The organism is Acinetobacter lwoffii (assembly GCF_029024105.1).
In the GTDB taxonomy this organism is placed as follows: Bacteria; Pseudomonadota; Gammaproteobacteria; order Pseudomonadales; family Moraxellaceae; genus Acinetobacter; species Acinetobacter lwoffii.
In genome coordinates, this window is record NZ_CP118963.1 from 3122371 (window position 1) to 3147762 (window position 25392).

Here is a 25392-nt window from a genome sequence, read left to right on the forward strand (position 1 = left end):
GAATATTACATGAAAATTTTCTGGTTTATCCCCACTCATGGCGACAGTCGTTACTTAGGCACCAGCAAGGGCGCACGTGTTGTAGATCATGCCTACATGAAGCAGATTGCCGTTGCCGTGGATAATCTTGGTTATGAAGGTGTCCTGATTCCGACTGGCCGTTCTTGTGAAGATCCATGGTTAACTGCAGCCAGCCTGATTGATGCGACCAAAAAATTAAAATTCCTGGTGGCATTGCGTCCAGGCGTGACCACGCCGGCACTGGCTGCACGTATGGCCGCGACCTTTGACCGCTTGTCTAATGGCCGAGTACTGCTGAATCTGGTGACTGGCGGTGACGAGCAGGAGCTAAAAGGTGATGGCGTCTATGAAGATCACACAACCCGTTATAAAACGGCGACCGAATACACCACCATCTGGCGTGAAATTTTAAAACGCTCACATACCGGTGAAAGCTTTAGTTTCCATGGCGAACGCTTAAGTGTCGATGATGCAAAATTGCTGTATCCACCCATTCAGCAGCCGCATCCGCCTTTATGGTTTGGCGGCTCATCGGATGATGCCATTGAGCTGGCCACGGATCAGGTCGATACTTACTTGACCTGGGGCGAGCCACCGGCAGCAGTCAAAGAAAAAATTGCAGTGGTAAAAGCCAAGGCTGCAGCTAAAGGTCGTGAACTGAATTACGGGATCCGTTTACACGTGATCGTACGCGAAACCAATGAGCAGGCCTGGGCGGCGGCTGAAGAACTGATTCAATATGTGGATGATGCCACTATCGCTGCAGCCCAAGCCAAGTTCAAATCCATGGACTCGGTCGGTCAGCGCCGTATGGCAGAACTGCACAATGGCGATCGCAGCAAACTCGAAGTTTCTCCAAACCTCTGGGCAGGTGTGGGTCTGGTTCGTGGTGGTGCAGGTACGGCACTGGTCGGCGATCCGGAAACTGTCGCTGCACGTATCCAGGAATATGCCGATCTGGGGATCAGCACCTTTATTTTCTCAGGCTATCCACATCTGGAAGAATCCATCCGTTTTGCAGAACTGGTATTCCCTTTACTTCCACTGGAAACCCAGCAAAAACTCACTCAACCAAACTTGACCGGTCCATTTGGTGAAATCGTGGCGAACAACTACACACCGGACGAGAACAAGCAGGCTGAGAAAATTAAGGAGTCTGCTTAATGTCAAAAGTCGTTTCCGTTGAAACCCTGACCCCAAAGCAGGTTTCACGTGGAACAATTCTGGGGCAGCATCTGCTGCCCTGGCTGGTTCCAATTTTCTTGATTGCAGTTTGGCAAATTGCCTCTAGCACAGGCCTGCTGGAAAGCCGGATTCTGCCTGCACCGAGTGCCGTGGTTTTAGCCTTCTGGAATTTATTGCTCAGCGGTGAACTGTGGACGCATGTGCAAGTCAGTGCAGGACGTGCCATCAGCGGATTATTGGTAGGTGGTGGTTTGGGCCTATTGCTGGGTCTGTTAAATGGTTCATCCAAAACTGCCTCTACCCTGCTCGACACCACCTTGCAGATGATCCGCAATATTCCTGCACTGGCACTGATCCCCCTCGTCATCTTATGGTTCGGGATTGATGAATCTGCCAAATTGTTTCTGGTGGCGATTGGGGTATTTTTCCCAATTTATATCAATACCTATCATGGCATCCGCTCGGTCGATCCACAACTCATCGAGATGGGAAAAAGCTATGGCTTAACTCGCTGGCAACTGTATAAAGAAATTATTCTACCGGGTGCGATGCCATCAATTCTGGTCGGCCTACGTTTTTCTCTGGGTCTGGTCTGGGTACTGTTAATCGTTGCCGAAACTATTTCTGCTCAGTCTGGTATTGGTTATATGACTATGAATGCACGTGAATTTTTGCAAACTGATGTGGTCTTGGTGGGTATTTTACTGTATGCCCTGCTCGGCAAACTGGCCGATGTTCTGGCCGTGGCTTTAGAACGATTCCTGCTGCGCTGGCATGCCGGCTATCAAAAATAAAGAATAAATGAGGAGCATGTGATGACTGATCTTAGTTTAGGGCGTCATGCCAATGACCCGATTGCACCACTCGAACCACCTACAGCAGAGATCAATCCTGCTGCAGTGATCGGTGCCGAAATTATCATTGAACAGCTGCACAAGTTTTACGGTTCGGTCAAGGTTTTGGAAGATCTGGACCTGCATATCCAGCCGGGTGAATTTCTGGCAATTGTCGGTCGCAGCGGTTGTGGTAAAAGTACCTTATTGCGCCTGATTGCCGATCTGGAACAGCAAAGCTACGGCGAAATCAAGTTCAAGTCAGCCCGGCATATCCGTGAAGGCATTACTGCCGATGATATCCGAGTGATGTTTCAGGACCCACGCCTGCTGCCTTGGCGTAGCATCGAACAGAATGTGCAGTTAGGCCTGGGTAAAGAGCAGCATGCCAAAGCCTCTCAAATGCTGGAAAAGGTCGGCCTCAAAGAAAAAGCCGGACTGTGGCCTTCACAACTTTCCGGAGGACAGCGGCAACGTACAGCCTTGGCGCGAGCGTTGTCGCATCAACCTCGTATTCTGCTGCTTGATGAACCGCTCGGCGCTCTGGATGCTCTGACACGTCTGGAAATGCAGAACCTGATTGAACGTCTCTGGACCGAGCAAGGCTTTACCGCCATTCTGGTGACCCACGATGTCAGTGAAGCCGTGCAACTGGCAGACCGGATTATCTTGCTGGACAAAGGCCATATTGCCAAAGAATTTCGGGTCGACTTACCTCGTCCCCGGCAAAAAAGTCTGACATTTGCAGAACTGGAACAGCAGGTCTTGCAGGCAGTTTTAGCGACCTGAACACTCAATCAAACCCAAAATCAAGCATGTTTTTGGGTCTTATTCTTATAAAAAATACTTTTATCTCCATAAGAGGACATTTTTATCAGATTCATTTCAGCATTATTCCTCTCTTGCATTAATGAAGAAAAAAGATGAATAAATGAAGTATTTTCAGAAACTTGAATTTTTCTCCCGGTGTAGATGCATTTAGCCTGTTTTAAATATTGATCTAGAGAATAAATCATCATTATTCAAAAAATTAGCCTGTGACTGTGTGCACAAATCTGATGATTTGCCGTACAATTGAGGATTCCCTTTTTCATTGTTTTTTATATTTGCTAATGGAACAAAAAAAGAGTACTCAAAAACGCAATCAGCTGCTAAATGCTGCACTAGACGTATTTTCCCTATATGGTTTTAATGGGGCAAGTCTGGATGAAATCGCACAAATTGCAGAAATGCATAAGTCGAATATTTTCTATTATTATGAAAATAAAGAAGCCCTGTATGTCGAGGTATTAACCACCGTTCTACAAAAATGGCTGGCGCCTTTACAAACCCTTGAAGCTGAACTTGAGCCTGAAGAAGCGATCACCAATTATTTGATGCAAAAAATTGAAGTGTCGCGTACCCAGCCTAAAGCATCCCGTTTATTTGCTTTAGAGGTCATTCAAGGTGCACCGCATATTCTGGAAATTTTAAAAGGTCCGCTGAAAAAACTGGTCAAGCGTAAAGCCAAAGTGATTTCCAACTGGCAGGAGCAAGGCAAGATTTCTGCAGATATTGATCCTGAGTTACTGATTCTGAATATTTGGGCGATTACCCAGAACTATGCAGACTTTGCGACCCAAATGGAAATGGTCACGGGTAAAACCTTGCGTAACCGCAGCATGCAGCAACGCATTATCCAGCATACGGTACACATGATGTTATACGGCGTAATTCCACGCACGGATAAATAAGCAAGCGCTTCTGATTGGCACACGACCATAGCTGCTATGGTCGCCGAGCAAACTTGACCTTCCTGTTTATTTTACCATTTGATATAAATCTAATAATTTTTTCGCACCCAATAACAGATTTTCTTCCCAATCCAGATGCGCAGTCTCATTGGCTCCATCAGTAATGTATTTCACTGAAATCAGCCGAACGCCCAGCTTTTTACAGACTTTGGCCAAGGCATAGCCTTCCATATCGACCAGATTACACGCCACTTTTGAAATACCGGTTTCAAAACTGTCGCCTGTGCCACAAATCCCTTTCGGCAAATGGTCAAAGAAAGACTCCAGCTCAATCGCACCCGGGAAATGCTGATCCATCGGGGTCATGCCGATCTCAAAGCCGAGGGGTGAAACATCCATATCACGCTGTACAAATTGCGTGACTTCGACCAGTTCATGCGCATTGAAATGCGAACTCCCCGCGCTGCCCAAATTTAGCAAGGTACTGCAACCGGTGTTCTGAATCACCTCAAAAGCTTTAAAGGCCGCGTTGACTTTACCAATCCCGCTGTAATTTACCTGAATGCCTTCTGCTTCAAACAAGCCTTTGGATTCATTGGGTAGAGCCATGATGAGCGCCAGATCGGACATTCGAAACACCTGATATCAAAAAAAAACCCTGACATTAGAAAACAAAACCGGCTGAATGAAAAGCACCAGTGCTCTGATCAAACATACTTAGTGCGTAGAAAAACCAGCCGACTCAATTCCAAGGAAGATGAATTTTCAAGAAAAATATTGCATAAAAACACAACAGCAAGACGAAAGCGCGAGATTATGGCAATATATAGCCTCTCGATATTTCTAAGCACTTGATTTGCCCATGCAGCTGCTCCGTCTAAATGCTTTAGCCTCTCATTCTGAATTACCCAAAACTGCCGTGACCATCGGTAATTTTGACGGCGTGCATTTAGGCCATCAGGCGATGATCCGTCAGCTGCAACAGGTGGCCAAAGCACAGGGTTTAAAATCTGTGGTGATGATTTTCGAGCCGCAACCACTTGAATACTTTCAGGGTTATGATGCTCCACCGCGTATTTCATCGTTGCGTGAAAAAGTTGAATATCTGACTGAGCTGGGTGTGGACTATATCGCAGTGGCGAAATTTGACCATACTTTTCGCAGCCTGACTGCAGAAGCTTTTGCCGACATTTTAAAAGAAAAACTCAATGCCCGGCATCTGGTCTTAGGCGATGATTTTCACTTTGGTAAAAACCGCCAAGGCAACAGCGAATTCCTGCGCAATTACGGCTTTGAAGTGACCAATTTAAATACCATTGCTCTAGATGGTGAACGGGTCAGTTCCACCCGGATTCGCCAGACCTTGCAAGCTGGTGATTTAGCCTTGGCCGCACAATTGCTGGGTCGTCCCTATAGCATTACCGGGCGGGTGCAATATGGTGATCAGATTGGTCGAACTATTGATTTCCCCACCATTAATGTACGGCTCAACCGTCATAAGCCGTGCCTCAAGGGAATTTATGGGGTTGAAGTCATTTGCGAAACCCTATCCTTAAAAGACAAGGCAAAAGCCGATTCTCCAGCGCAAACAGGCATTGCAGGTTATGACCCCACTGCCCTGTTTGGGGCCGGTCATGTCGGCACACGTCCAGCCATCAAACAAGCACATCCAGAGTGGCGATTAGAAGTACATTTTCCAGATGTTTCTGCTAATCTGTATGGCCTGTTGATGCGGGTGACGTTCTTAAACTATTTACATGGCGAAAAGGACTATCCTTCGCTTGAAGCGCTAAAAGCCGGAATTGATGATGATGTCGAGAAACTGCTTGAGTTTCGTCGAAATCACTCCACATTTCCCTTTTAATATCCCATATTTTTATTGTAAAACGTGTCAGTAACATAACTGATTAGATTGGAAGACGACTTGCATGAGCGATAAGCAAACTCCTGAAAATGCAGTGGACTATAAAGCCACGCTAAACCTCCCAGGTACTGACTTTGCAATGAAAGCAAATTTGGCAGTACGTGAAGCGAAATGGTTAGAAGAGTGGTATGCCGACAACATTTATCAGCAGATTCGTGAATCGCGTATTGGCAAGAAAAAATACGTGCTTCATGACGGCCCTCCTTATGCCAATGGTCAAATCCATTTGGGCCATGCGGTCAACAAAGTACTCAAAGACATCATTATCAAAAGCCGTGTCATGGATGGCTTTGATGCACCGTATGTACCGGGCTGGGACTGTCACGGTTTGCCAATCGAACTCAAAGTCGAAGAAAAAGTCGGCAAAGTCGGCGTGAAGGTAGATGCGTCTACCTTCCGTAAAGCCTGCCGTGAATATGCCTACACCCAAGTTGAACTTCAAAAGAAAGACTTCGTACGTATGGGCGTATTCGGGGATTGGGACAATCCTTACCTCACGATGAACTTCAAACAAGAAGCCGACATCGTACGTTCACTGGGTGCAATCGCAAAAGCAGGTCATATCGAGCCAGGTCTTAAACCAGTCAACTGGTGTCTGGACTGTGGTTCATCATTGGCTGAAGCTGAAGTTGAATATGAAGATAAAAAATCCGACGCGATTGATGTTGGTTTTACCGTTGTTGATTTAGCTGATTTATCTGCTCGTTTAGGCGTAGAGGTTGCTGATCGTACTGACATCGTGATCTGGACCACCACACCTTGGACCATGCCTGCTAACCAGGCGGTTGCACTGCATGCTGAGCTTGAATACCAATTGGTTAAAGCAACAGCGGAAGATAAAGCTGCACAAAACTTTATCTTGGCGAAATCATTGGTTGAGTCTGCGACTCAGCGTTATGGCTTTACTGCATTTGAAGTACTTGCTGAATTCACAGGTGCAAAACTTGAGAATTTAGTTCTCCAACATCCGCTCATTGCTGAACGCCAAGTGCCTGTGATTTTGGGTGAACACGTCACCGATGCTAGCGGTACAGGTGCTGTACATACTGCACCGGGTCACGGTGTGGACGACTATAAAGTTGGCTTACAGTACAACTTGAAAGTTGAAAACCCAGTCGGTGGTAATGGTGTGTATTTACCAACGTCGCCAATCTTCCCAGGCGAGCACATCTACAAAGCCAATCCAAAAATTATTGCAGCATTAACTGAAGCGACCAAGCTTTGGGCACATGTAGTGATCAAGCATAGCTACCCGCATTGCTGGCGCCATAAAACCCCGATTATCTTCCGTGCGACCCCACAATGGTTCATCAGCATGGATGCCAAAGGTCTGCGTCAGAATGCACTGAATGCGATTGAAAACGAGATCAGCTTCGTACCGGACTGGGGTAAAAACCGTATCCAGGCGATGATTGAAGGCCGTCCAGACTGGTGTATCTCACGTCAACGTACTTGGGGCGTGCCAATTCCATTCTTCGTGCATAAAGATACCAATGAATTGCACCCGCGTACGCCTGAACTGATCGAAGAAGTCGCGAAACTAATCGAGCAGGAAGGCATTGATGGTTGGTACAACCGTGATGCATCTGAGTTTATCGGTGCGGACGCTGAACAATATAATGCAGTACGCGACACGCTAGACGTTTGGTTCGATTCAGGTACAACGCACTATGCCGTACTGCGTGAACGTGAAGAACTGACTGATCCTGCCGATTTATATCTAGAAGGTTCAGACCAACACCGTGGCTGGTTCCAGTCGTCGTTATTGACTTCGATTGCGATTAACGAACGCGCACCGTATAAAGGCTTGTTGACCCACGGTTTCGTGGTCGATGAAAAAGGCCGCAAGATGTCCAAGTCGATCGGTAACGTGATCACGCCGCAAGACATCATTAAAGATATGGGTGCGGATGGTCTACGTTTCTGGATCGCCTCTGCGGATTACCGTTATGAAATGACCGCTGGTAAAGAAATCTTTAGCCGTGCCTCTGACGGTTATCGTCGTATCCGTAACACGCTTCGTTTCTTGCTTGCTAACCTGAATGGCTTCAAACCATCAACAGATGCGCTTCCTGTAGATCAATTGATCGCGCTGGATCAATACATTCTGCAACGTGCATCTGAAGTGCAAGAAACCATTAAGAAAGCATACGAAGATATGAACTTCCATATCGTAACGACTGCTCTGACTAATTTCTGTATCAATGACTTGGGTGGTTTCTACTTAGACATCATCAAAGACCGTCAATACACCACGAAAGCGGATTCGCAAGCACGTCATTCTGCACAAACTGCGTTGTATCACTTGGTACAAGCATTCGTGCGTTGGATGTCACCAATCCTGAGCTTCACTGCACAAGAAGCTTGGCCGTTAATTCCTGAGCAATCAGAGAAATACGTGTTCACGGCTGAATGGTATGATATTCCTGTGGCTTCAACTGCAAATGTAGTATCTGAAGCTGAATGGCAAACGCTCATTGCCGTGAAATCTGCAGTAAACAAATTCATTGAAACTGCACGTACCGCGAAAACTGTCGGTTCTAACTTGTCTGCCAAAGTTGAACTTTGGGCAAATGCCGAATTAAAAGCAGTGCTAGATAAGTTAAGTGATGAGCTTCGTTTCGTACTGATCACATCACAAGTGATCGTCAATGAGTTTGATGCAGCACAAGGTGAAGCGTCTGATCTTGAAGGCTTGAATGTGAAAGTTTCAGCAGCTGATGGCGAAAAATGCGTACGTTGCTGGCATGTATTACCAGATGTAAATACACATTCTGCACATCCTGGTCTATGCGGTCGTTGTATCATCAACCTTCCTACAGGCCAAGGCGAAGAGAGAAAATATGCCTAATACCCACACCAAAAAGGGCTTATTCCAGTTCTATCCACATAATTTATGGTGGGTTGGACTGGCCATTCTGGCGATCATTCTGGATCAATGGACCAAATGGATTGCAGTGACAAATCTGAACTATGCAGATCCTGTTCCTGTGCTGCCCTTTTTAAATTGGACACTGCTACATAACTATGGCGCTGCCTTTAGTTTCCTGTCCGATGCCGGTGGTTGGCAACGCTATTTCTTTACTTCACTGGCAGGTTTAGTGTCTGTAATCTTTGTGTTTTGGCTGATGCGCATGCCAAAAGACATGAAAATTTTACCATTGGCGATTGCCCTGATTCTGGGTGGTGCCATCGGTAATTTAATCGACCGGGTCAGCCTCGGCTATGTAGTCGATTTTATTCATGTGTATTACCAGAACAGCCACTTCCCTGCGTTCAATATCGCAGATAGTGCTATTACTGTAGGCACTATTCTGATGCTGATTGATACCTTTTTCTTAGAAAAACATCGAATTCAACGGGCGCAAGCACAACATGACTGATTTTATTCATCCTAACGAAGAAACCCGGGTTGCAGACGGTTCTAAAGTCGAGCTGCACTTTTCTGTCGCAATCGAAAATGGCGTGGAAATTGACAATACCCGTAGCCGTGAAGAACCGGTCAGCCTGGTGATTGGTGATGGCAATTTACTGCCTGGTTTTGAAAAAGCATTGTTTGGTTTACGTGCCGGTGACCGTCGTACGGTGAGCCTGCCGCCAGAAGATGCTTTTGGTCCATGGAATCCAGAAAACATCCAGAAATTTGATACGGTGAAGTTCGGAGAACGTCCGATCGAAGGTCACATGATCGAGTTTGAAGACAAAGCCAAAGCCACCCTGTATGGCGTGGTGAGATCGGTGAATGATGACATCACTGAAGTGGACTTTAACCATCCATTGGCAGGCAAAAACATCACCTTTGAAGTGGAAATCTTTAAAGTGACACCTGCGGGTCAGCAAGGCATTAAACTGATGTAAGACATCAGCTAATTAACTGATTTTAAAAAAGCTCCTTCGGGAGCTTTTTTATTTTCCGGATACAAATCATCTCTAGTCACCTTCCTGAAATCTGATTAATTTAATTTGATGATCAGACCCGAAGAAAGGATGAAATATGAAAATTTATATTGTGGTTGGGAGTGTGCGTGAGGGACGTACCGCGATTAAAGTGGCACACTGGGTACTGCAGGAAATTAAAAGTTATGCCTTTAGCACTTTAGAAACTGAAATTGTCGATCTAAAAGAATGGGATCTTCCGCTATTTTCCGGTGCTCATCCGCCATTGACCGGAATTTATGATCAACCCAAACAGCAAGACTGGGCCGACAAGATTGCGCTTGGCGATGCCTTTATTTTTGTCACGCCTGAATACAATCATGGCTATAGCCCTGCCCTGAAAAATGCCCTGGATTATCTCGGCAAGGAATGGCAAGGCAAACCGGCAGCTTATATTGGTTATGGTGCGACCAACGGCTCACGTTCAATTGACCAGATTCGTCAAGTCGGCACTCAACTTGGACTGGTGGATACCAATGCCGTGATTGAAATCCGGGACATCTTTGCGCGCAACAAAGATTATTCCTTCCAAGGCAATGAATTTGATAATAAAAACTTAAAAGCTGTGGTAGATAGACTGATTCAATATGTCAGTGCTTAATGTGGACGACAGCCCTGTACGTTTTAGCCTACATGCAGCGCAGAGTTTAGCCGCTATACGGTCGTTTTATGCGAGGCTATAGTGAGTACATAGACAGACAGGAAGTCTGCAAAGCGATACGACAACAATAAAAAGTGCCAATCAACAGGACGTTGACAGATTAGACAGGAGTCAGATCTGAGAAGCAAATCCAGAAAAGCCTCGACAGGATGTTGAGGCTTTTCTGTTTTTAAACTTTAGATTTAACTTGAATACTAATCGGGATGCATCAGACATCCACCTTAAACCCGAGATCAACATCACAGGCGGCTTGCCCTCCCTGAATCCCCCAATTTTCCAATGCACTTTATCTCAGATGAATCAGAATATGATCTGCAGGAATACCGATTTCCACGAGACTTTTGACCATCTGCTGATACAAATTGCGCTTGGTCTCCAGACTGCGGCCAGCAAAACAGTCAATACTGATCAAGGTAAAATATTCAGGCTGAGCTAAATGACTCATCTACTGAAAACGATGCGCTTCATACACGACCAGACGAATATTACGATCATATTCAGGCAGCTGAAAGGCAGTTTTCACACAATGAAATACGCTGTTGAGCAATTGTTCCTCAACTGCTTGAGGATATTATTGCCGAACTTCAATTTGAATCGTAGGCATAGGAGTTTCCTTTTTATTATTTTATCGACGTTTTTATTTATATCAGTTGATGCATATTAAAAGAGTATTCTCTCGCTAAAATACAGCAAAATCATCACCGCAGTTTATGATTTGGTCGGATGATCAGTTTGAAACAGTATTTTTGAATTTATCTTTTTTAAAATTCGACTGTCGGCTTTGACCTACAATCCATGCAGTCAAACTGCCCTATTGCGCTGTATCGCTTCAGGCTATATTCAAATCATACCAAGACAGGAAGTCTTGTAAGAAAAATAAAAAAATTCACATAGCAGGATGCTGATCGGTATAACAGATATTATACCTTTAACAGAATATGAAAAGGCCTTCACAGGATGTAGAGGCCTTTTTCTTTCATGTCAGCATCAGCTTAAAAATCCTTTTATTCAGAGGGTCAGCTCATGCTCCGTTATTCCACCTTTCAATAATTCATTTTCAGATAAGTATCTTCAGAGCAGAAGATCAAGGTGCTGTCATTTTTAACAAACCTGCTTGCGGACCATCTTGAATCACCCACAGTGAACCATCCTGTGTCTGAGCAACCCCACGAATCCGCTCTTTCATATCCAGACGCTGAACTTCTTTCACTGGAGTCTGGGTGGTATCTACAATCACAATCGCCTTGGAAGACAGACCGGTCGCAATCGCTTTATTTTTCCATTTCGGGAAGACATTAGCAGTATAAAACATTAAATCTGAAGGAGAAATTACCGGAGTCCAATCCAGTGCCGGGGCTTCAAATTCAGGGCGGGTACTGTGGTCAGGAATCGGCTTGCCGTCATAATGATCGCCATTGGATACCAGTGGATAACCATAATTTTTAGCTTTGATAATCTTGTTCAGTTCATCGCCGCCTTTCGGTCCCATTTCGATCACCCAAAGCTGCCCTTTCGGATCAAAAGCCATGCCTAGAGGATTACGGTGTCCAAGACTCCAGACCTGCTGGGCAATTTTACCCTGAGTCATAAACGGATTATCGGCAGGGATTGAGCCATCATCATTCAGGCGAATAATTTTACCGGCATTAGATTGCATGTCCTGTGCAGGGTTGAATTGCTGACGTTCTCCCGAACTGATCCATAACTTACCATCCGACCCGAATACAATCCGATGGGCATAATGTCCCTGGCCTGAAAATTTCGGCACTTGCGTCCAGATCCGTTCAATTTGTGTCAGTTGAGGGGTGGCTTGATTTAAGTCCAATTTGCCACGGATTACCACTGCACCATATCCGCCTTGGCCTTGTTCGGCATAACTCAGATATACCCACCGATTCTTTGCAAAATCTGGATGTAAGGCCACTTCACCTAAACCACCCTGGCCTCCATATGCGACTTGAGGGATGCCTTTAACTTCAATTTTTTTCTTGGTTTTTGGATCAAAGAACTGCAATTTTCCTTTACGCTCAGTAATCAATAGCCGGCCATCATTTAAAGTAGTAATCGCCCACGGCTCATTAAATTGAGCAACCTGTTCAGCTTTATATTTTTGCATGCTTGAAGAGACTGCATCCGATTTGGCAGCTGATGTAGAGGTCTCTTGAGTACTTCTAGAAGATGAATTCTCTGCATGACAGGCAGTAAATGCTAAAGCACAACAACTGAGTAGAATTTTTATTTTAAATTGCGACAACATTATCTTCTCCATACTGATTTATTGTTCAAATTAACATCAAGATACCGAATTTCTAATGTAAATTCAGCAGAGAAAGGTAAATAGATACATTTTAAAAGCTATAAAACGAGTTAATGTTGAAGTTGTATTTGTAATTTTTGCGCATAAAAAAAATCCCCCTCTGCCTTAGCGGAGGGGGATTTCGAATAATGAGCTGGCGATGACTTACTCTCACATGGGTAACCCCACACTACCATCAGCGCTAAGAGGTTTCACTTCTGAGTTCGGGAAGGGATCAGGTGGTTCACTCTTGCTATGGTCGCCAGCACAACTGTTTATGACTATTTGCTTGGGTCTAACCTCAGAGCAGTGCTCTTCGTGCCTAGCTTTCATCAAATGAGTTATTAACAGATATATCTGAGTTGGATAGTTTGTTCTTTAGCGTTCACTAAATCAAGCTGTTTTGCTTAATATCGAATCAATTGATCCTCACTTCTTTCGAAGTTCGTACAACAACTGTTTGGGTGTTGTATAGTCAAGCCTCACGAGCAATTAGTATTGGTCAGCTTCACATATCACTATGCTTCCACATCCAACCTATCAACGTCGTAGTCTTCAACGGCTCTTTAGGAGACATAAAGTCTCGGGGAAATCTTATCTTGAGGTAGGCTTCCCGCTTAGATGCTTTCAGCGGTTATCCCTTCCGAACATAGCTACCCGGCGATGCCACTGGCGTGACAACCGGTACACCAGAGGTTCGTCCACTCTGGTCCTCTCGTACTAGGAGCAGATCCTCTCAAATTTCCAACGCCCACGGTAGATAGGGACCGAACTGTCTCACGACGTTCTAAACCCAGCTCGCGTACCTCTTTAAATGGCGAACAGCCATACCCTTGGGACCTGCTTCAGCCCCAGGATGAGATGAGCCGACATCGAGGTGCCAAACACCGCCGTCGATATGAACTCTTGGGCGGTATCAGCCTGTTATCCCCAGAGTACCTTTTATCCGTTGAGCGATGGCCCTTCCATACAGAACCACCGGATCACTAAGACCTACTTTCGTACCTGCTCGACTTGTGGGTCTCGCAGTTAAGCGCGCTTTTGCCTTTATACTCTACGCGTGATTTCCGACCACGCTGAGCGCACCTTCGTACTCCTCCGTTACTCTTTAGGAGGAGACCGCCCCAGTCAAACTACCCACCAGACATGGTCCTCGTCCCGGATAACGGGACAGAGTTAGAACCTCAATATTACCAGGGTGGTATTTCAAGGACGGCTCCATCGCAACTAGCGTCGCGACTTCAAAGCCTCCCACCTATCCTACACAAGTAAGATCAAAGTTCAATGTCAAGCTGCAGTAAAGGTTCACGGGGTCTTTCCGTCTAGCCGCGGGTACACCGCATCTTCACGGCGAATTCGATTTCACTGAGTCTCTGCTGGAGACAGCGCCCCCATCATTATGCCATTCGTGCAGGTCGGAACTTACCCGACAAGGAATTTCGCTACCTTAGGACCGTTATAGTTACGGCCGCCGTTTACTGGGGCTTCGATCAAGAGCTTCGCTTACGCTAACCCCATCAATTAACCTTCCAGCACCGGGCAGGCATCACACCCTATACGTCCACTTTCGTGTTTGCAGAGTGCTATGTTTTTAATAAACAGTTGCAGGGGCCTGGTTTCTGAGGCTGTCGGCCGCTCAAGGAGCAAGTCCTATCACAGACAACAGCGTACCTTCTCCCGAAGTTACGGTACCATTTTGCCTAGTTCCTTCAGCAGAGTTCTCTCAAGCGCTTTGGTCTACTCGACCTGACCACCTGTGTCGGTTTCGGGTACGATTCCTGTGTAACTGAAGCTTAGAGACTTTTCCTGGAAGCATGGTATCAGCCACTTCACTGTACAAGTACAGCTTGCTATCAGTTCTCAGCATAGAGTACCCCGGATTTGCCTAAGATACATGCCTACAACCTTCCACCTGGACAACCAACGCCAGGCTGACTTAACCTTCTCCGTCCTCTCATCGCATTACACAGAAGTATTGGAATATTAACCAATTTCCCATCGACTACGCCTCTCGGCCTCGCCTTAGGGGTCGACTCACCCAGCCCCGATTAACGTTGGACTGGAACCCTTGGTCTTTCAGCGTGCGAGTTTTTCACTCGCATTGTCGTTACTCACGTCAGCATTCGCACTTCTGATACCTCCAGCAGACTTCTCAATCCACCTTCATCGGCTTACAGAACGCTCCCCTACCACGCATAATAAATTATGCATCCGCAGCTTCGGCATATAGTTTTAGCCCCGTTACATCTTCCGCGCAGGCCGACTCGACTAGTGAGCTATTACGCTTTCTTTAAAGGGTGGCTGCTTCTAAGCCAACCTCCTAGCTGTCTATGCCTTCCCACATCGTTTCCCACTTAACTATAATTTTGGGGCCTTAGCTGGCGGTCTGGATTGTTTTCCTCTTGACTACGGACGTTAGCACCCGCAGTCTGTCTCCCGGATAGTACTCATTGGTATTCGGAGTTTGCATCGGTTTGGTAAGTCGGGATGACCCCCTAGCCGAAACAGTGCTCTACCCCCAATGGTATTCGTCCGAGGCGCTACCTAAATAGCTTTCGGGGAGAACCAGCTATCACCAAGTTTGATTAGCCTTTCACCCCTATCCACAAGTCATCCCCTGGCTTTTCAACGACAGTGGGTTCGGTCCTCCAGTTAGTGTTACCCAACCTTCAACCTGCTCATGGATAGATCACCTGGTTTCGGGTCTATACCCAGCAACTAAACGCCCTATTAAGACTCGGTTTCCCTACGGCTCCCCTATGCGGTTAACCTTGCTACTGAATATAAGTCGCTGACCCATTATACAAAAGGTACGCAGTCACCGGACTAAGCCGGCTCCCACTGCTTGTATGCATGCGGTTTCAGGATCTATTTCACTCCCCTCACAGGGGTTCTTTTCGCCTTTCCCTCACGGTACTGGTTCACTATCGGTCAGTCAGGAGTATTTAGCCTTGGAGGATGGTCCCCCCATATTCAGACAAGGTTTCACGTGCCTCGCCCTACTCGACATCATCATATAAGCCCTTTCGTGTACAGGACTATCACCGTCTACGGTCGCACTTCCCAGAGCGTTCCACTAGAACTTATATGACTTAATGGGCTCTTCCCCTTTCGCTCGCCGCTACTGAGGGAATCTCAATTGATTTCTTTTCCTAAGGGTACTGAGATGTTTCACTTCCCCTCGTTCGCCTTGCAACACTATGTATTCATGTTGCAATACCTACCTTATGGTAAGTGGGTTTCCCCATTCAGACATCTCCGGATCACAGGATATTTGCCGCCTCCCCGGAGCTTTTCGCAGGCTATCACGTCTTTCTTCGCCTCTGACTGCCAAGGCATCCACCACATGCACTTAATTACTTGACTATACAACCCCAAACAGTCGCTTGATCCTACAAGTAGATCAACCAACATACAGTTTAGTGTCTCGTGAACTTAATCACTGTACAGCTTCAATTAGATTCATATACCAAAACGCTTGATTCAGTTAATCGCTAGTTTCTCAGTTCTGCATCTTCATTCAAACATGTCACTTGCGTGTCATATTTCAATGTCAATTTAGTTCTGAGCCTTAAACAATTTATTTCAACTCAAATATATTCTGTTAATGATTGATCTAGCCTTCGTCAGGTCTAGACGCTGTGATAAATCACAGAGCTTAATAACAATGCCGCGTAGTATACGCAACTTAATCACTAAGCTCTATAAGCTATCAAACTGTTTGCTTAATGTTTGATACATTGCGAAGCAATGTATGGTGGAGACTAGGAGAGTCGAACTCCTGACCTCCTGCGTGCAAAGCAGGCGCTCTACCAACTAAGCTAAGTCCCCAGCTTATCAATAAGTCAATGTATCGTTCTGTTCTGTTTGCTTCAGCACTTTCATGCTTCGTTAGTCAGATTTGGTGGGTCTGACAAGACTTGAACTTGTGACCCCACGCTTATCAAGCGTGTGCTCTAACCAACTGAGCTACAGACCCTCAGATACATCGTATGAAGAACAACTTGTTGTGGATTCTTACCAATCGTCAATCTTTCGTTAAGGAGGTGATCCAGCCGCAGGTTCCCCTACGGCTACCTTGTTACGACTTCACCCCAGTCATCTGCCACACCGTGGTAAGCGTCCCCCCTAAGGTTAGACTACCTACTTCTGGTGCAACAAACTCCCATGGTGTGACGGGCGGTGTGTACAAGGCCCGGGAACGTATTCACCGCGGCATTCTGATCCGCGATTACTAGCGATTCCGACTTCATGGAGTCGAGTTGCAGACTCCAATCCGGACTACGATCGGCTTTTTGAGATTAGCATCCTCTCGCGAGGTAGCAACCCTTTGTACCGACCATTGTAGCACGTGTGTAGCCCTGGTCGTAAGGGCCATGATGACTTGACGTCGTCCCCGCCTTCCTCCAGTTTGTCACTGGCAGTATCCTTAAAGTTCCCGGCTTAACCCGCTGGCAAATAAGGAAAAGGGTTGCGCTCGTTGCGGGACTTAACCCAACATCTCACGACACGAGCTGACGACAGCCATGCAGCACCTGTATGTAAGTTCCCGAAGGCACCAATCCATCTCTGGAAAGTTCTTACTATGTCAAGACCAGGTAAGGTTCTTCGCGTTGCATCGAATTAAACCACATGCTCCACCGCTTGTGCGGGCCCCCGTCAATTCATTTGAGTTTTAGTCTTGCGACCGTACTCCCCAGGCGGTCTACTTATCGCGTTAGCTGCGCCACTAAAGCCTCAAAGGCCCCAACGGCTAGTAGACATCGTTTACGGCATGGACTACCAGGGTATCTAATCCTGTTTGCTCCCCATGCTTTCGCACCTCAGTGTCAGTATTAGGCCAGATGGCTGCCTTCGCCATCGGTATTCCTCCAGATCTCTACGCATTTCACCGCTACACCTGGAATTCTACCATCCTCTCCCATACTCTAGCCAACCAGTATCGAATGCAATTCCCAAGTTAAGCTCGGGGATTTCACATTTGACTTAATTGGCCACCTACGCGCGCTTTACGCCCAGTAAATCCGATTAACGCTTGCACCCTCTGTATTACCGCGGCTGCTGGCACAGAGTTAGCCGGTGCTTATTCTGCGAGTAACGTCCACTATCCAAGAGTATTAATCTCGGTAGCCTCCTCCTCGCTTAAAGTGCTTTACAACCAAAAGGCCTTCTTCACACACGCGGCATGGCTGGATCAGGGTTCCCCCCATTGTCCAATATTCCCCACTGCTGCCTCCCGTAGGAGTCTGGGCCGTGTCTCAGTCCCAGTGTGGCGGATCATCCTCTCAGACCCGCTACAGATCGTCGCCTTGGTAGGCCTTTACCCCACCAACTAGCTAATCCGACTTAGGCTCATCTATTAGCGCAAGGCCCGAAGGTCCCCTGCTTTCTCCCGTAGGACGTATGCGGTATTAGCATCCCTTTCGAGATGTTGTCCCCCACTAATAGGCAGATTCCTAAGCATTACTCACCCGTCCGCCGCTAGGTTAGGTAGCAAGCTACCTTTCCCCGCTCGACTTGCATGTGTTAAGCCTGCCGCCAGCGTTCAATCTGAGCCATGATCAAACTCTTCAGTTTAATACTATGTAGCACCTTAAAGGGTGCCAATCTTGGCTCATCAATTTTCTGACAAATATTTCTCAAATAAACTTCGAGTAATTTCTACCATCAATCAATGAAAATAATTTCGATCGATCAACCAGTAAAAATCCACACAAGTTGTTCTTCATAATCTCTTAATGATCTTTCTAACACCTCGTCAGTGCTAGAAGCTGGACTTCGATAAACTTAACAACTCCGCCATTCTGCTTCGTTCGTTTCCGTCTATCTCGTCGGTATGGGTGCATTCTAGAGGATTTCAGAATCATTGCAACCCCCAATTCACTATATTTTTCACGTATGTCTTTTTTTTCTACAAAAATTGCTAAAAAATCGCTTTTTTATCTAATTTTTAAGCGTTTTTATTTAATAAATGCACTAAACACGTCATTTTATTTTTATAACTGAAAATTCATTTAGACCTAAAAGCTATCACAATAATCGTTAAAATAGTATTTTTAGCCTTTTAACATTGAAACCTTGTCTTTTATTTAAATTAGCACGTCAAAAGAAAACCAAAATTAATCTATCTCGCTCAGTAAGCCGATCTAAATCTTAGACTCCTTAATTTGTGAGTTATTTTTTACGTAAAAAGCTTTTATAAAAGCCTATTCTTGGGCTGCTATATAAAAGAAGTATTCATTTTTAGTTTTCGAATCCCAAAACCATGCGTAGATCACTTATATATAGAAGATAAAGTCTGTTATTTTGCATTAAGCGACTTTTTCCTGCTGTTGCTGTCCACGCCAATGTTGCATGACCTCTACAATCATGTCTTTCTTACCCTGATAATCCTCGGCAATAAAGAATAATTTCGCGCGTCGCGGTAACTGCTCTTCAATCAGGGAAAATAGAAAGTAATGCGCGGCCAGATCAAGCTGCATAAATAAAGTATAGACAGATCCATAGAGTTGCTGTTTTTGTTCGACTGGCTGGTATTCAAATAAGAACCGTAATATGCAATCGATTTGTTCATCAAAAATATTTTCTGTTGGAAAGCGATACATTCAATCACCTCTGCTTTAATTTTTTATGTTTTGCTCTTTTTTCACAGTCAATTGAAATGAACTCATTCTTAGAGGTCATTCACCTAAGCCCAATTTGCTAGTTAATTTTAAGTTTAGTTGTTCAACAAGAAGAGTAGGCATGCAGATTTATATCTTGATTACGCAATCAGAATAAATAAAAAAGGAAGAGATCTCTCCCAAAATCTCCTCCTTACAATTGAATCTTTACCCGATCCATTATGTCATTATTATAGTTATTCGCTTTAAAGCTTTTAAAAAGAGCCTCTTGGAAAAGAGACTTTCTCAGTTGTGGAGTACTATTATTTTTACTACCCTCTAGATGCTCTAAACGAATTCTCTAGATGAATAAATCCTATACATAATAAAGATGAAAAGCAAGTGATTTGGGAAAAATTAACTCTTGTTTTCATAGGGTTTTTTTTGACTTTACTTATTTGATTTTTAAATATAGGACATCAATAAAAAAAGCAGACCGAAGCCTGCTTTTATTTCAATAACTTATCCGCTTTTTAGTCAACAAAAGTGACTTTAGCAATTGCTTTTTTGCTGGCCTGAACAATCAAAGTCACGTTCTCTTTCACAGAATACGTCGTATCTACCGTCTGCCAATCCACTTTCACTGCACCACGGCCTAATGCATCCTTAGCCTGGGCTGCATTTTTGGTTAAACCTGCTTCACGTAAAATCGAGGTAATAAAGATTTCACCACCAAACTCGCCACGTGAAATAGTCACTTCTGGCGTACCTTCAGGCAATTCACCTTCAGTAATGATATTGCCCGCGCCTTTATGCGCATTGGCAGCGGCTTCTGCACCGTGGAAACGCTCAACCAGCTCCAGCGCAAGAATCTTTTTGACTTCTTGTGGATTACGGCCTTCTGCCACTTCTTTTAATAACTGTTGAATTTCTTCAATGGTTTTGAAGCTCAGCAGATCAAAATAACGCTCAATCAATGCATCCGGCATTGAAAGCACTTTCTGGTACATCGCGCCCGGCGCATCAAATACACCAATATAGTTACCTAAAGATTTAGACATCTTGTTGACGCCATCTAAACCCTCAAGGATTGGCACTGTGATACATACTTGTGCTTCTTGGTTATAACGACCTTGTAAGGTACGACCCATCAACAAGTTAAAGGTTTGATCTGTACCACCCAATTCAACATCTGCTTCCAGCGCAACAGAGTCATAGCCTTGTACCAATGGGTACAAAAATTCATGAATCGCAATCGGCTGCTGGTTGTTATAACGCTTGGTGAAGTCATCACGCTCGAGCATACGCGCAACCGTCTGCTGTGATGCCAATTGAATTAGATCAGCCGCAGTTTTTTGTGCAAACCACTCCGAATTGAACACTACTTTGGTTTTGTTTGGATCAAGAATCTTAAACACTTGTTCTTGATATGTTTTAGCGTTCTCTAAAACCTGTTCACGTGACAATGGTGGACGTGTTGCGCTCTTACCAGTTGGATCACCGATCATCGCCGTGTAATCACCGATCAGAAACAACACTTCATGACCCAAGTCTTGGAATACTTTTAACTTATTAATGAGAACCGTGTGGCCCAAGTGCAAATCAGGTGCAGTCGGGTCAAAACCCGCTTTAATTTTTAATGGACGATTCAATTTTAATTTCTTGAGAAGGTCTTCTTCAGAAATAATTTCGTGGGTGCCTCGTTGAATGAGGGCAAGTTGTTCTTCAGCCGGCAGGAAATTTGACATCACAAAATCCAATACATCAGTTACTCAATTTGTGCGATATACTAACACTTTTTCAGCATATTGCAGGCTTAAGAATAACCATGACAGCGATCTATATTGGGGTAATGACCGGCACAAGCATGGATGGTGTCGATATTGTTGCTGCTTCTTTTGATCCACTCCAGCTTCATGCCACACTCACTTTGGCATTTGATCCAGACCTTCGGGACGAGCTGATGGCACTAACCTTGCCAGATGAAAATGAAATTGACCGCATGGGCAAGGCTGATGTTGCACTGGCACAAATGATTGGTCATGGTATTAATGCGCTGATTGAAAAAAATAACCTGGATAAATCCAGAATCAAGGCGATTGGCTCGCATGGCCAGACTATCCGGCATCGTCCTGAACATGGTTTTACCCTGCAAATTGGTGACCCGAACATCATTACTGAAATTACTCAGATTCCGGTGATTTCAGATTTCCGTCGTCGTGATCTGGCGGCAGGTGGTCAGGGAGCACCTTTAGTTCCAGCATTTCATCAGGATATTTTCCAGCATGACAGCATTCACCGGGTAATTTTAAATCTGGGTGGCATTGCCAATGTCAGCCTGCTGCCTGCCGGGAAGCCTGAAGAGGTTTATGGTTTTGATACCGGACCGGCCAATATCTTGATGGATGCTTGGTGTTCCCGTTATACCGGTCAGCCTTTTGATGAAAATGGCAACTGGGCAGCCTATGGCACCCCGATTCGCAGTTTGCTTGATCGCTTGCAGTCACACGAATTCTTCTCCAAAGAACCTCCGAAAAGTACCGGTCGTGAAGATTTCAACCTGGAATGGCTGGATGAACAGATTGCTGACTGGCGCAATGACCTGCAATACGATGAACTGGAAGATACTCCAGAAAATGTACAGGCGACTTTATTAAAGCTCACTACCCGTGCCATTAAAAAAGCAATTTACCGCTCTGGCATGGATACCGGACAGGTTTTTGTTTGCGGTGGCGGTGCCTATAACTCACATTTACTGGAGCAGTTGCGCTGGCGCCTGCGCAAACATGAATGGAGCGTACAAACTACGGCCGATCTTGGTTTAAGCCCGACTTGGGTTGAAGCCACGGCCTTTGCCTGGCTGGCCATGCGTTTTATGAATCAGCTGAATGGTAACCTGCCAGCAGTCACTGGTGCCGCTGGCTATCGCGTCCTCGGTACCATTACTGCTGTTTAAATTCAGCTAATTACTATTAGCTTGCATGACTATATAGCTACTCAAAAACAGTCATCAAAAAAGGTCTGCATAAATGCAGACCTTTTTTGATTTTAAATTTTATGCTCAAGAATTTATTGCATCATGCGTTTGGCATTTTCATTTCTAAAGGCCCGCAGAATCTGCTGACCAGCACGACCTGTTGGACTCAAGCCCAAACGCTGCTGTTCCTGACGAATCGCCTGACGGGTTTTATCTCCAATCAGACCATCCACCGCACCAATATCATAGCCACGGTTTAACAGAAATTGCTGGATCTCACGACGTTCTGCACGCGAAGTTCCCGGATCATCAGTAGGCCATGTGGCCATAAATGAACCTTTACCTTGCAGGCGATCGGATAAATGCGCAATCGCCAAGGCATAACTTTCTGCCGCGTTATAGCTATAAATAGCATCAAAGTTTTTAAAGACCAAGAACACCGGACCATTCGGCCCCGCAGGCGCAAGTAATCCGGCCTGAGAAGATTGCGATAAATTTCCTTGAACCAATGCCGAACCATCGGCACGAACCACCCCTTGATTAATCCAGCTACTCAAGGATTTTTTATTTCTTCGGCCTTCACCGGAAACCGACATGCCTTGCGGAATCTTGACTTCAAAGCCCCAAGGTTGCCCGCTCTGCCAGCCACGCTTGCTTAAAAAGTTGGCGGTCGATGCCAGTGCATCCGGAATGCTGGATACCAGATCACGTCGGCCATCACCATCAAAATCAACTGCAAGCTCATCATAAGTCGATGGCATAAACTGGGTATGACCAAATGCACCTGCCCAGGAACCCTTTAATTGTTCTTCACGTACATCGCCACGCTGTAACAGTTTCATGGTAGTAAAAAACTCACCACGGAAATAACTCTGGCGACGACCTTCACAGCTCAAAGTTCCTAAAGCCTGTAATAAAGGATATTTCCCTGAAATATCACCAAAATTACTTTCGACACCCCATACCGCAACTACCGTTTCTGCAGGTACACCATAGGTGGCAGCAACACGATTGAGTACCTCACGATGTTGCTGTAATTTTTGCCGGCCGAGCTGAACCCGTTCTTCATCCACCAAACCAGACAGATAATCCCAAATCGGGGTAGAAAATTCAGGCTGGTAATTCAGGCGTTCAATCACTGAATAATCAGGGCTTAAGTTTTGGGTATAACGATCATAGGTACTGCCGCTTACACCTCTAGCAACAGCTTGACTGCGCAAATTGGCGAGACAGTTTTGAAAATTATTTTGGGAGGCATAATTCGGGATATTTGAACTAGAGGTCAAATCAGTCGGCGTGACACGTTGACCATTAATAATAAGTTCAGCCTGTGCCTGTGAAGCAGCCAAGACCACAGAACCAATAAAAAGTGCAAGCCGTTGCATAAGACCCTTGAATATTTAGATTTTGAATTATGTTTCTACCTTAGCAGCTCATGATGAAAATTAAAGCGCCAATGCGTAAATTTAAATTCATAATTCCTACACTTTTAAATTCATTTTGTAATCTTTAAATTTAAACACGAGTTATCCACAAGCTTGCTTTAAATTCAAATCAGCAGGATTTTTAAATTTAAATTCAAAACATTTGGAATTATTTTTGAATTTAAAAAATTACTGGGGATAACTTGTTTCAGGAAAAGCGAGTCACGATCATCAACATGCTCTAATTACACTCGTTTTTGTTTTAAATTCATTTGAATAATGGGCTAATATTTTTAAATTCAAAAACTTTGAATTCATTTATCCAGTTTTAAATTTGAATTCATATTTTTTGAATTTAAAAGCGCAAGTTTAAATTCAAAGTGCGATTTAAATTTGAATTTATTTTTATGAATTTAAATTCAAAACTGCTTTCCAGTTTTAAATTCAAACTTTGATTTCAAGCTTATCTACAAGTGAATATGGCAAAATTCAGCTGTAAAAAAGGTTTTATTGGATTGTTATATTTATACTCAATTGATCAGTTTATAAGCAATTGATTTAAAAACTGATCCGACCAATGGCAGGTATTTTTGAAGAGGCGCAATCATGCCTGAAAGCAGACAAATAAAAAAGCGATCACCGAAGTGATCGCTTTTTTTATCAGCAAGTTAAAGCCTAGATGGTCATATCTTCGCTCAATGCCAATGGATTCGGTAAAATTTTCGCCAGTTGGCGGCAAAGTACAGACAATTGCGCGCTGTCATTTGGCATCAGGGTAATGTGACCAATCTTGCGGCCTTCGCGCTCTGACTTGTTGTAAAGATGCAAATGTGCACCTTCCAGAGCAAGTACATCTGCAGATTTCGGATGCTGACCAATGATGTTCACCAAGACAGTTGGGCGGATCACTTCAGTTGAACCTAAAGGTAAACCTGCCACGGCACGCACATGGTTTTCAAACTGCGAACATACTGCACCTTCAATCGACCAGTGACCCGAGTTATGCACACGTGGTGCCATCTCGTTGGCATATAGGCCATTGTCTGTCACAAACAGCTCAAGGGTCAGCACACCGACATAGTTCAAGTGATTCAGCAGACGAGTGATGTAATCTTGCGCCACCGGCTGCAAATCTGCACTGTTCGGTGCCGGCACAATCGAGTGCGACAGAATGCCGTTATGATGATGATTTTCCGCCAATGGCCAGGTTTTAACATCACCATCTTGGCCGCGTACCGCAATGATGGATACTTCACGCGAGAAAGCCACAAAACTTTCAGCAATCAGTTCACCTGCAGGACCCAACTCTGCCCAGGCCTGATCAATCTGATCGGCCGAACGTAAAACGAATTGTCCTTTGCCATCATAACCGCCACGCGAGGTTTTCAGTACGATCGGCAAGCCCAGTTCCGCTACAGCAGCCTCTAAGCTTTCCAGTGAAGTGACCGCTTTGTAAGGTGCAACCGGAATTGCCAGTTCATCAAACAAGGCTTTTTCAGACAGACGATGCTGGGCAATCGCCAAAGCCTGACGTGATGGATGCAATTGCTTGCTTTGTGTCAGTACATCGACATCTGCAAGGGGCGTGTTTTCAAATTCCAGGCTAAATACATCTGCACTGTTAATAAAGTCTTGCAGACCATTTTCAGCTTGGCTCGAAATCACCGGACCCAAAGCAGCAGAAGGGCAGTCTGTGCTGGCTTCAAAAAATGTACATTGAATATTTAATGGAAGTGCCGCTTGCGCCATCATACGACCCAGCTGACCGCCACCAAAAATACCGATGGTTTTATCCATAAT

The 25392-nt window shown here is 45.1% G+C and carries 17 protein-coding genes, 2 tRNA genes and 3 rRNA genes; 10 read left to right on the forward strand and 12 right to left on the reverse strand.

The window, feature by feature from the left end:
• Positions 1-9: 9 nt before the first annotated feature.
• From ssuD to PYW33_RS15005, 4 genes are all read left to right on the forward strand, one after another.
• Positions 10-1185 (forward strand): FMNH2-dependent alkanesulfonate monooxygenase, encoded by a 1176-nt coding sequence (gene ssuD, locus PYW33_RS14990; protein WP_004647160.1) that lies wholly within the window; start codon positions 10-12, stop codon positions 1183-1185.
• Positions 1185-2000, forward strand: coding sequence for an aliphatic sulfonate ABC transporter permease SsuC (gene ssuC, locus PYW33_RS14995; protein ID WP_004647159.1), 816 nt, complete (start codon positions 1185-1187; stop codon positions 1998-2000). Before ssuD ends, ssuC begins: the two co-directional genes overlap by 1 nt.
• 21 nt (positions 2001-2021) lie before the next feature.
• On the forward strand, positions 2022-2828 hold the full coding sequence (locus PYW33_RS15000; protein ID WP_004647158.1) for an ABC transporter ATP-binding protein: 807 nt from the start codon (positions 2022-2024) through the stop codon (positions 2826-2828).
• Between the two features lie 323 nt (positions 2829-3151).
• Positions 3152-3772, forward strand: coding sequence for a TetR family transcriptional regulator C-terminal domain-containing protein (locus PYW33_RS15005; protein WP_004281222.1), 621 nt, complete (start codon positions 3152-3154; stop codon positions 3770-3772).
• A 66-nt stretch (positions 3773-3838) separates the two neighbouring features.
• On the opposite strand, the gene PYW33_RS15010 is transcribed toward PYW33_RS15005, so the two are convergent.
• Positions 3839-4402, reverse strand: coding sequence for a 5'-methylthioadenosine/S-adenosylhomocysteine nucleosidase family protein (locus PYW33_RS15010; RefSeq protein WP_004647157.1), 564 nt, complete (start codon positions 4400-4402; stop codon positions 3839-3841).
• A gap of 232 nt (positions 4403-4634) precedes the next feature.
• Between PYW33_RS15010 and ribF the strand changes: the two genes are divergently transcribed.
• The 5 genes from ribF to PYW33_RS15035 all read left to right on the forward strand — a co-directional run bounded on the left by ribF (position 4635) and on the right by PYW33_RS15035 (position 10233).
• The gene (gene ribF / locus PYW33_RS15015; RefSeq protein WP_004647155.1) at positions 4635-5636 is read left to right on the forward strand and encodes a bifunctional riboflavin kinase/FAD synthetase; all 1002 of its coding nucleotides are present in this window, start codon (positions 4635-4637) and stop codon (positions 5634-5636) included.
• Between the two features lie 64 nt (positions 5637-5700).
• Entirely contained in the window at positions 5701-8547 is a 2847-nt protein-coding gene (gene ileS / locus PYW33_RS15020) for an isoleucine--tRNA ligase (RefSeq protein WP_004647154.1), read from the forward strand.
• On the forward strand, positions 8540-9079 hold the full coding sequence (gene lspA, locus PYW33_RS15025; protein WP_004281218.1) for a signal peptidase II: 540 nt from the start codon (positions 8540-8542) through the stop codon (positions 9077-9079). The genes ileS and lspA overlap by 8 nt, the downstream gene beginning before the upstream one ends.
• Complete coding sequence (locus tag PYW33_RS15030; RefSeq protein WP_004281217.1) at positions 9072-9554, forward strand: FKBP-type peptidyl-prolyl cis-trans isomerase; 483 nt, start codon at positions 9072-9074, stop codon at positions 9552-9554. Before lspA ends, PYW33_RS15030 begins: the two co-directional genes overlap by 8 nt.
• A 136-nt stretch (positions 9555-9690) precedes the next feature.
• Positions 9691-10233 carry an NADPH-dependent FMN reductase gene (locus PYW33_RS15035; protein ID WP_004281216.1) on the forward strand — a complete coding sequence of 181 codons (543 nt, stop codon included), beginning with the start codon at positions 9691-9693 and terminating at the stop codon, positions 10231-10233.
• A 346-nt stretch (positions 10234-10579) separates the two neighbouring features.
• Here the strand turns inward: PYW33_RS15035 and PYW33_RS15040 are convergent, their stop codons facing one another.
• From PYW33_RS15040 to tyrS, 9 genes are all read right to left on the reverse strand, one after another.
• Positions 10580-10738 (reverse strand): tautomerase family protein, encoded by a 159-nt coding sequence (locus PYW33_RS15040; RefSeq protein ID WP_016807035.1) that lies wholly within the window; start codon positions 10736-10738, stop codon positions 10580-10582.
• A gap of 639 nt (positions 10739-11377) precedes the next feature.
• Positions 11378-12550, reverse strand: coding sequence for a PQQ-dependent sugar dehydrogenase (locus PYW33_RS15045; RefSeq protein ID WP_004647153.1), 1173 nt, complete (start codon positions 12548-12550; stop codon positions 11378-11380).
• A gap of 191 nt (positions 12551-12741) precedes the next feature.
• A 5S ribosomal RNA gene (gene rrf / locus PYW33_RS15050) occupies positions 12742-12856 on the reverse strand.
• A 204-nt stretch (positions 12857-13060) separates the two neighbouring features.
• Positions 13061-15955 (reverse strand): 23S ribosomal RNA (locus tag PYW33_RS15055).
• Between the two features lie 389 nt (positions 15956-16344).
• Positions 16345-16420: transfer RNA gene (locus PYW33_RS15060), tRNA-Ala, on the reverse strand.
• A gap of 71 nt (positions 16421-16491) precedes the next feature.
• A tRNA-Ile gene (locus PYW33_RS15065) sits at positions 16492-16568 on the reverse strand.
• A 60-nt stretch (positions 16569-16628) separates the two neighbouring features.
• Positions 16629-18166 (reverse strand): 16S ribosomal RNA (locus tag PYW33_RS15070).
• Together the 16S, 23S and 5S rRNA genes with 2 tRNA genes alongside form the textbook arrangement of a ribosomal RNA operon.
• 734 nt (positions 18167-18900) lie before the next feature.
• Positions 18901-19194: a hypothetical protein gene (locus PYW33_RS15075; RefSeq protein WP_004647152.1), complete on the reverse strand. Its 294-nt coding sequence runs from the start codon at positions 19192-19194 to the stop codon at positions 18901-18903.
• A gap of 530 nt (positions 19195-19724) precedes the next feature.
• The gene (gene tyrS / locus PYW33_RS15080; protein ID WP_004647151.1) at positions 19725-20939 is read right to left on the reverse strand and encodes a tyrosine--tRNA ligase; all 1215 of its coding nucleotides are present in this window, start codon (positions 20937-20939) and stop codon (positions 19725-19727) included.
• Between the two features lie 80 nt (positions 20940-21019).
• Between tyrS and PYW33_RS15085 the strand changes: the two genes are divergently transcribed.
• On the forward strand, positions 21020-22147 hold the full coding sequence (locus PYW33_RS15085) for an anhydro-N-acetylmuramic acid kinase (RefSeq protein WP_004647150.1): 1128 nt from the start codon (positions 21020-21022) through the stop codon (positions 22145-22147).
• Positions 22148-22260: 113 nt separating this feature from the next.
• On the opposite strand, the gene PYW33_RS15090 is transcribed toward PYW33_RS15085, so the two are convergent.
• Positions 22261-23553, reverse strand: coding sequence for a lytic murein transglycosylase (locus tag PYW33_RS15090; RefSeq protein WP_004647149.1), 1293 nt, complete (start codon positions 23551-23553; stop codon positions 22261-22263).
• Positions 23554-24267: 714 nt separating this feature from the next.
• Positions 24268-25389, reverse strand: coding sequence for a 5-(carboxyamino)imidazole ribonucleotide synthase (locus tag PYW33_RS15095; RefSeq protein ID WP_004647148.1), 1122 nt, complete (start codon positions 25387-25389; stop codon positions 24268-24270).
• Positions 25390-25392: the final 3 nt, after the last annotated feature.

Excerpts from the sequence above, each read along its gene's own strand:
- PYW33_RS15000 (WP_004647158.1), top strand. The coding sequence starts at position 2,022 with ATGACTGATCTTAGTTTAGGGCGTCATGCCAATGACCCGATTGCACCA.
- ssuC (WP_004647159.1), top strand. The coding sequence starts at position 1,185 with ATGTCAAAAGTCGTTTCCGTTGAAACCCTGACCCCAAAGCAGGTTTCA.
- lspA (WP_004281218.1), top strand. The coding sequence starts at position 8,540 with ATGCCTAATACCCACACCAAAAAGGGCTTATTCCAGTTCTATCCACAT.
- ileS (WP_004647154.1), top strand. The coding sequence starts at position 5,701 with ATGAGCGATAAGCAAACTCCTGAAAATGCAGTGGACTATAAAGCCACG.
- PYW33_RS15005 (WP_004281222.1), top strand. The coding sequence starts at position 3,152 with ATGGAACAAAAAAAGAGTACTCAAAAACGCAATCAGCTGCTAAATGCT.
- PYW33_RS15045 (WP_004647153.1), bottom strand. The coding sequence starts at position 12,550 with ATGTTGTCGCAATTTAAAATAAAAATTCTACTCAGTTGTTGTGCTTTA.
- PYW33_RS15090 (WP_004647149.1), bottom strand. The coding sequence starts at position 23,553 with ATGCAACGGCTTGCACTTTTTATTGGTTCTGTGGTCTTGGCTGCTTCA.
- PYW33_RS15030 (WP_004281217.1), top strand. The coding sequence starts at position 9,072 with ATGACTGATTTTATTCATCCTAACGAAGAAACCCGGGTTGCAGACGGT.
- ribF (WP_004647155.1), top strand. The coding sequence starts at position 4,635 with ATGCAGCTGCTCCGTCTAAATGCTTTAGCCTCTCATTCTGAATTACCC.
- tyrS (WP_004647151.1), bottom strand. The coding sequence starts at position 20,939 with ATGTCAAATTTCCTGCCGGCTGAAGAACAACTTGCCCTCATTCAACGA.
- ssuD (WP_004647160.1), top strand. The coding sequence starts at position 10 with ATGAAAATTTTCTGGTTTATCCCCACTCATGGCGACAGTCGTTACTTA.
- PYW33_RS15075 (WP_004647152.1), bottom strand. The coding sequence starts at position 19,194 with ATGTATCGCTTTCCAACAGAAAATATTTTTGATGAACAAATCGATTGC.
- PYW33_RS15085 (WP_004647150.1), top strand. The coding sequence starts at position 21,020 with ATGACAGCGATCTATATTGGGGTAATGACCGGCACAAGCATGGATGGT.
- PYW33_RS15040 (WP_016807035.1), bottom strand. The coding sequence starts at position 10,738 with ATGAGTCATTTAGCTCAGCCTGAATATTTTACCTTGATCAGTATTGAC.
- PYW33_RS15095 (WP_004647148.1), bottom strand. The coding sequence starts at position 25,389 with ATGGATAAAACCATCGGTATTTTTGGTGGCGGTCAGCTGGGTCGTATG.
- PYW33_RS15010 (WP_004647157.1), bottom strand. The coding sequence starts at position 4,402 with ATGTCCGATCTGGCGCTCATCATGGCTCTACCCAATGAATCCAAAGGC.
- PYW33_RS15035 (WP_004281216.1), top strand. The coding sequence starts at position 9,691 with ATGAAAATTTATATTGTGGTTGGGAGTGTGCGTGAGGGACGTACCGCG.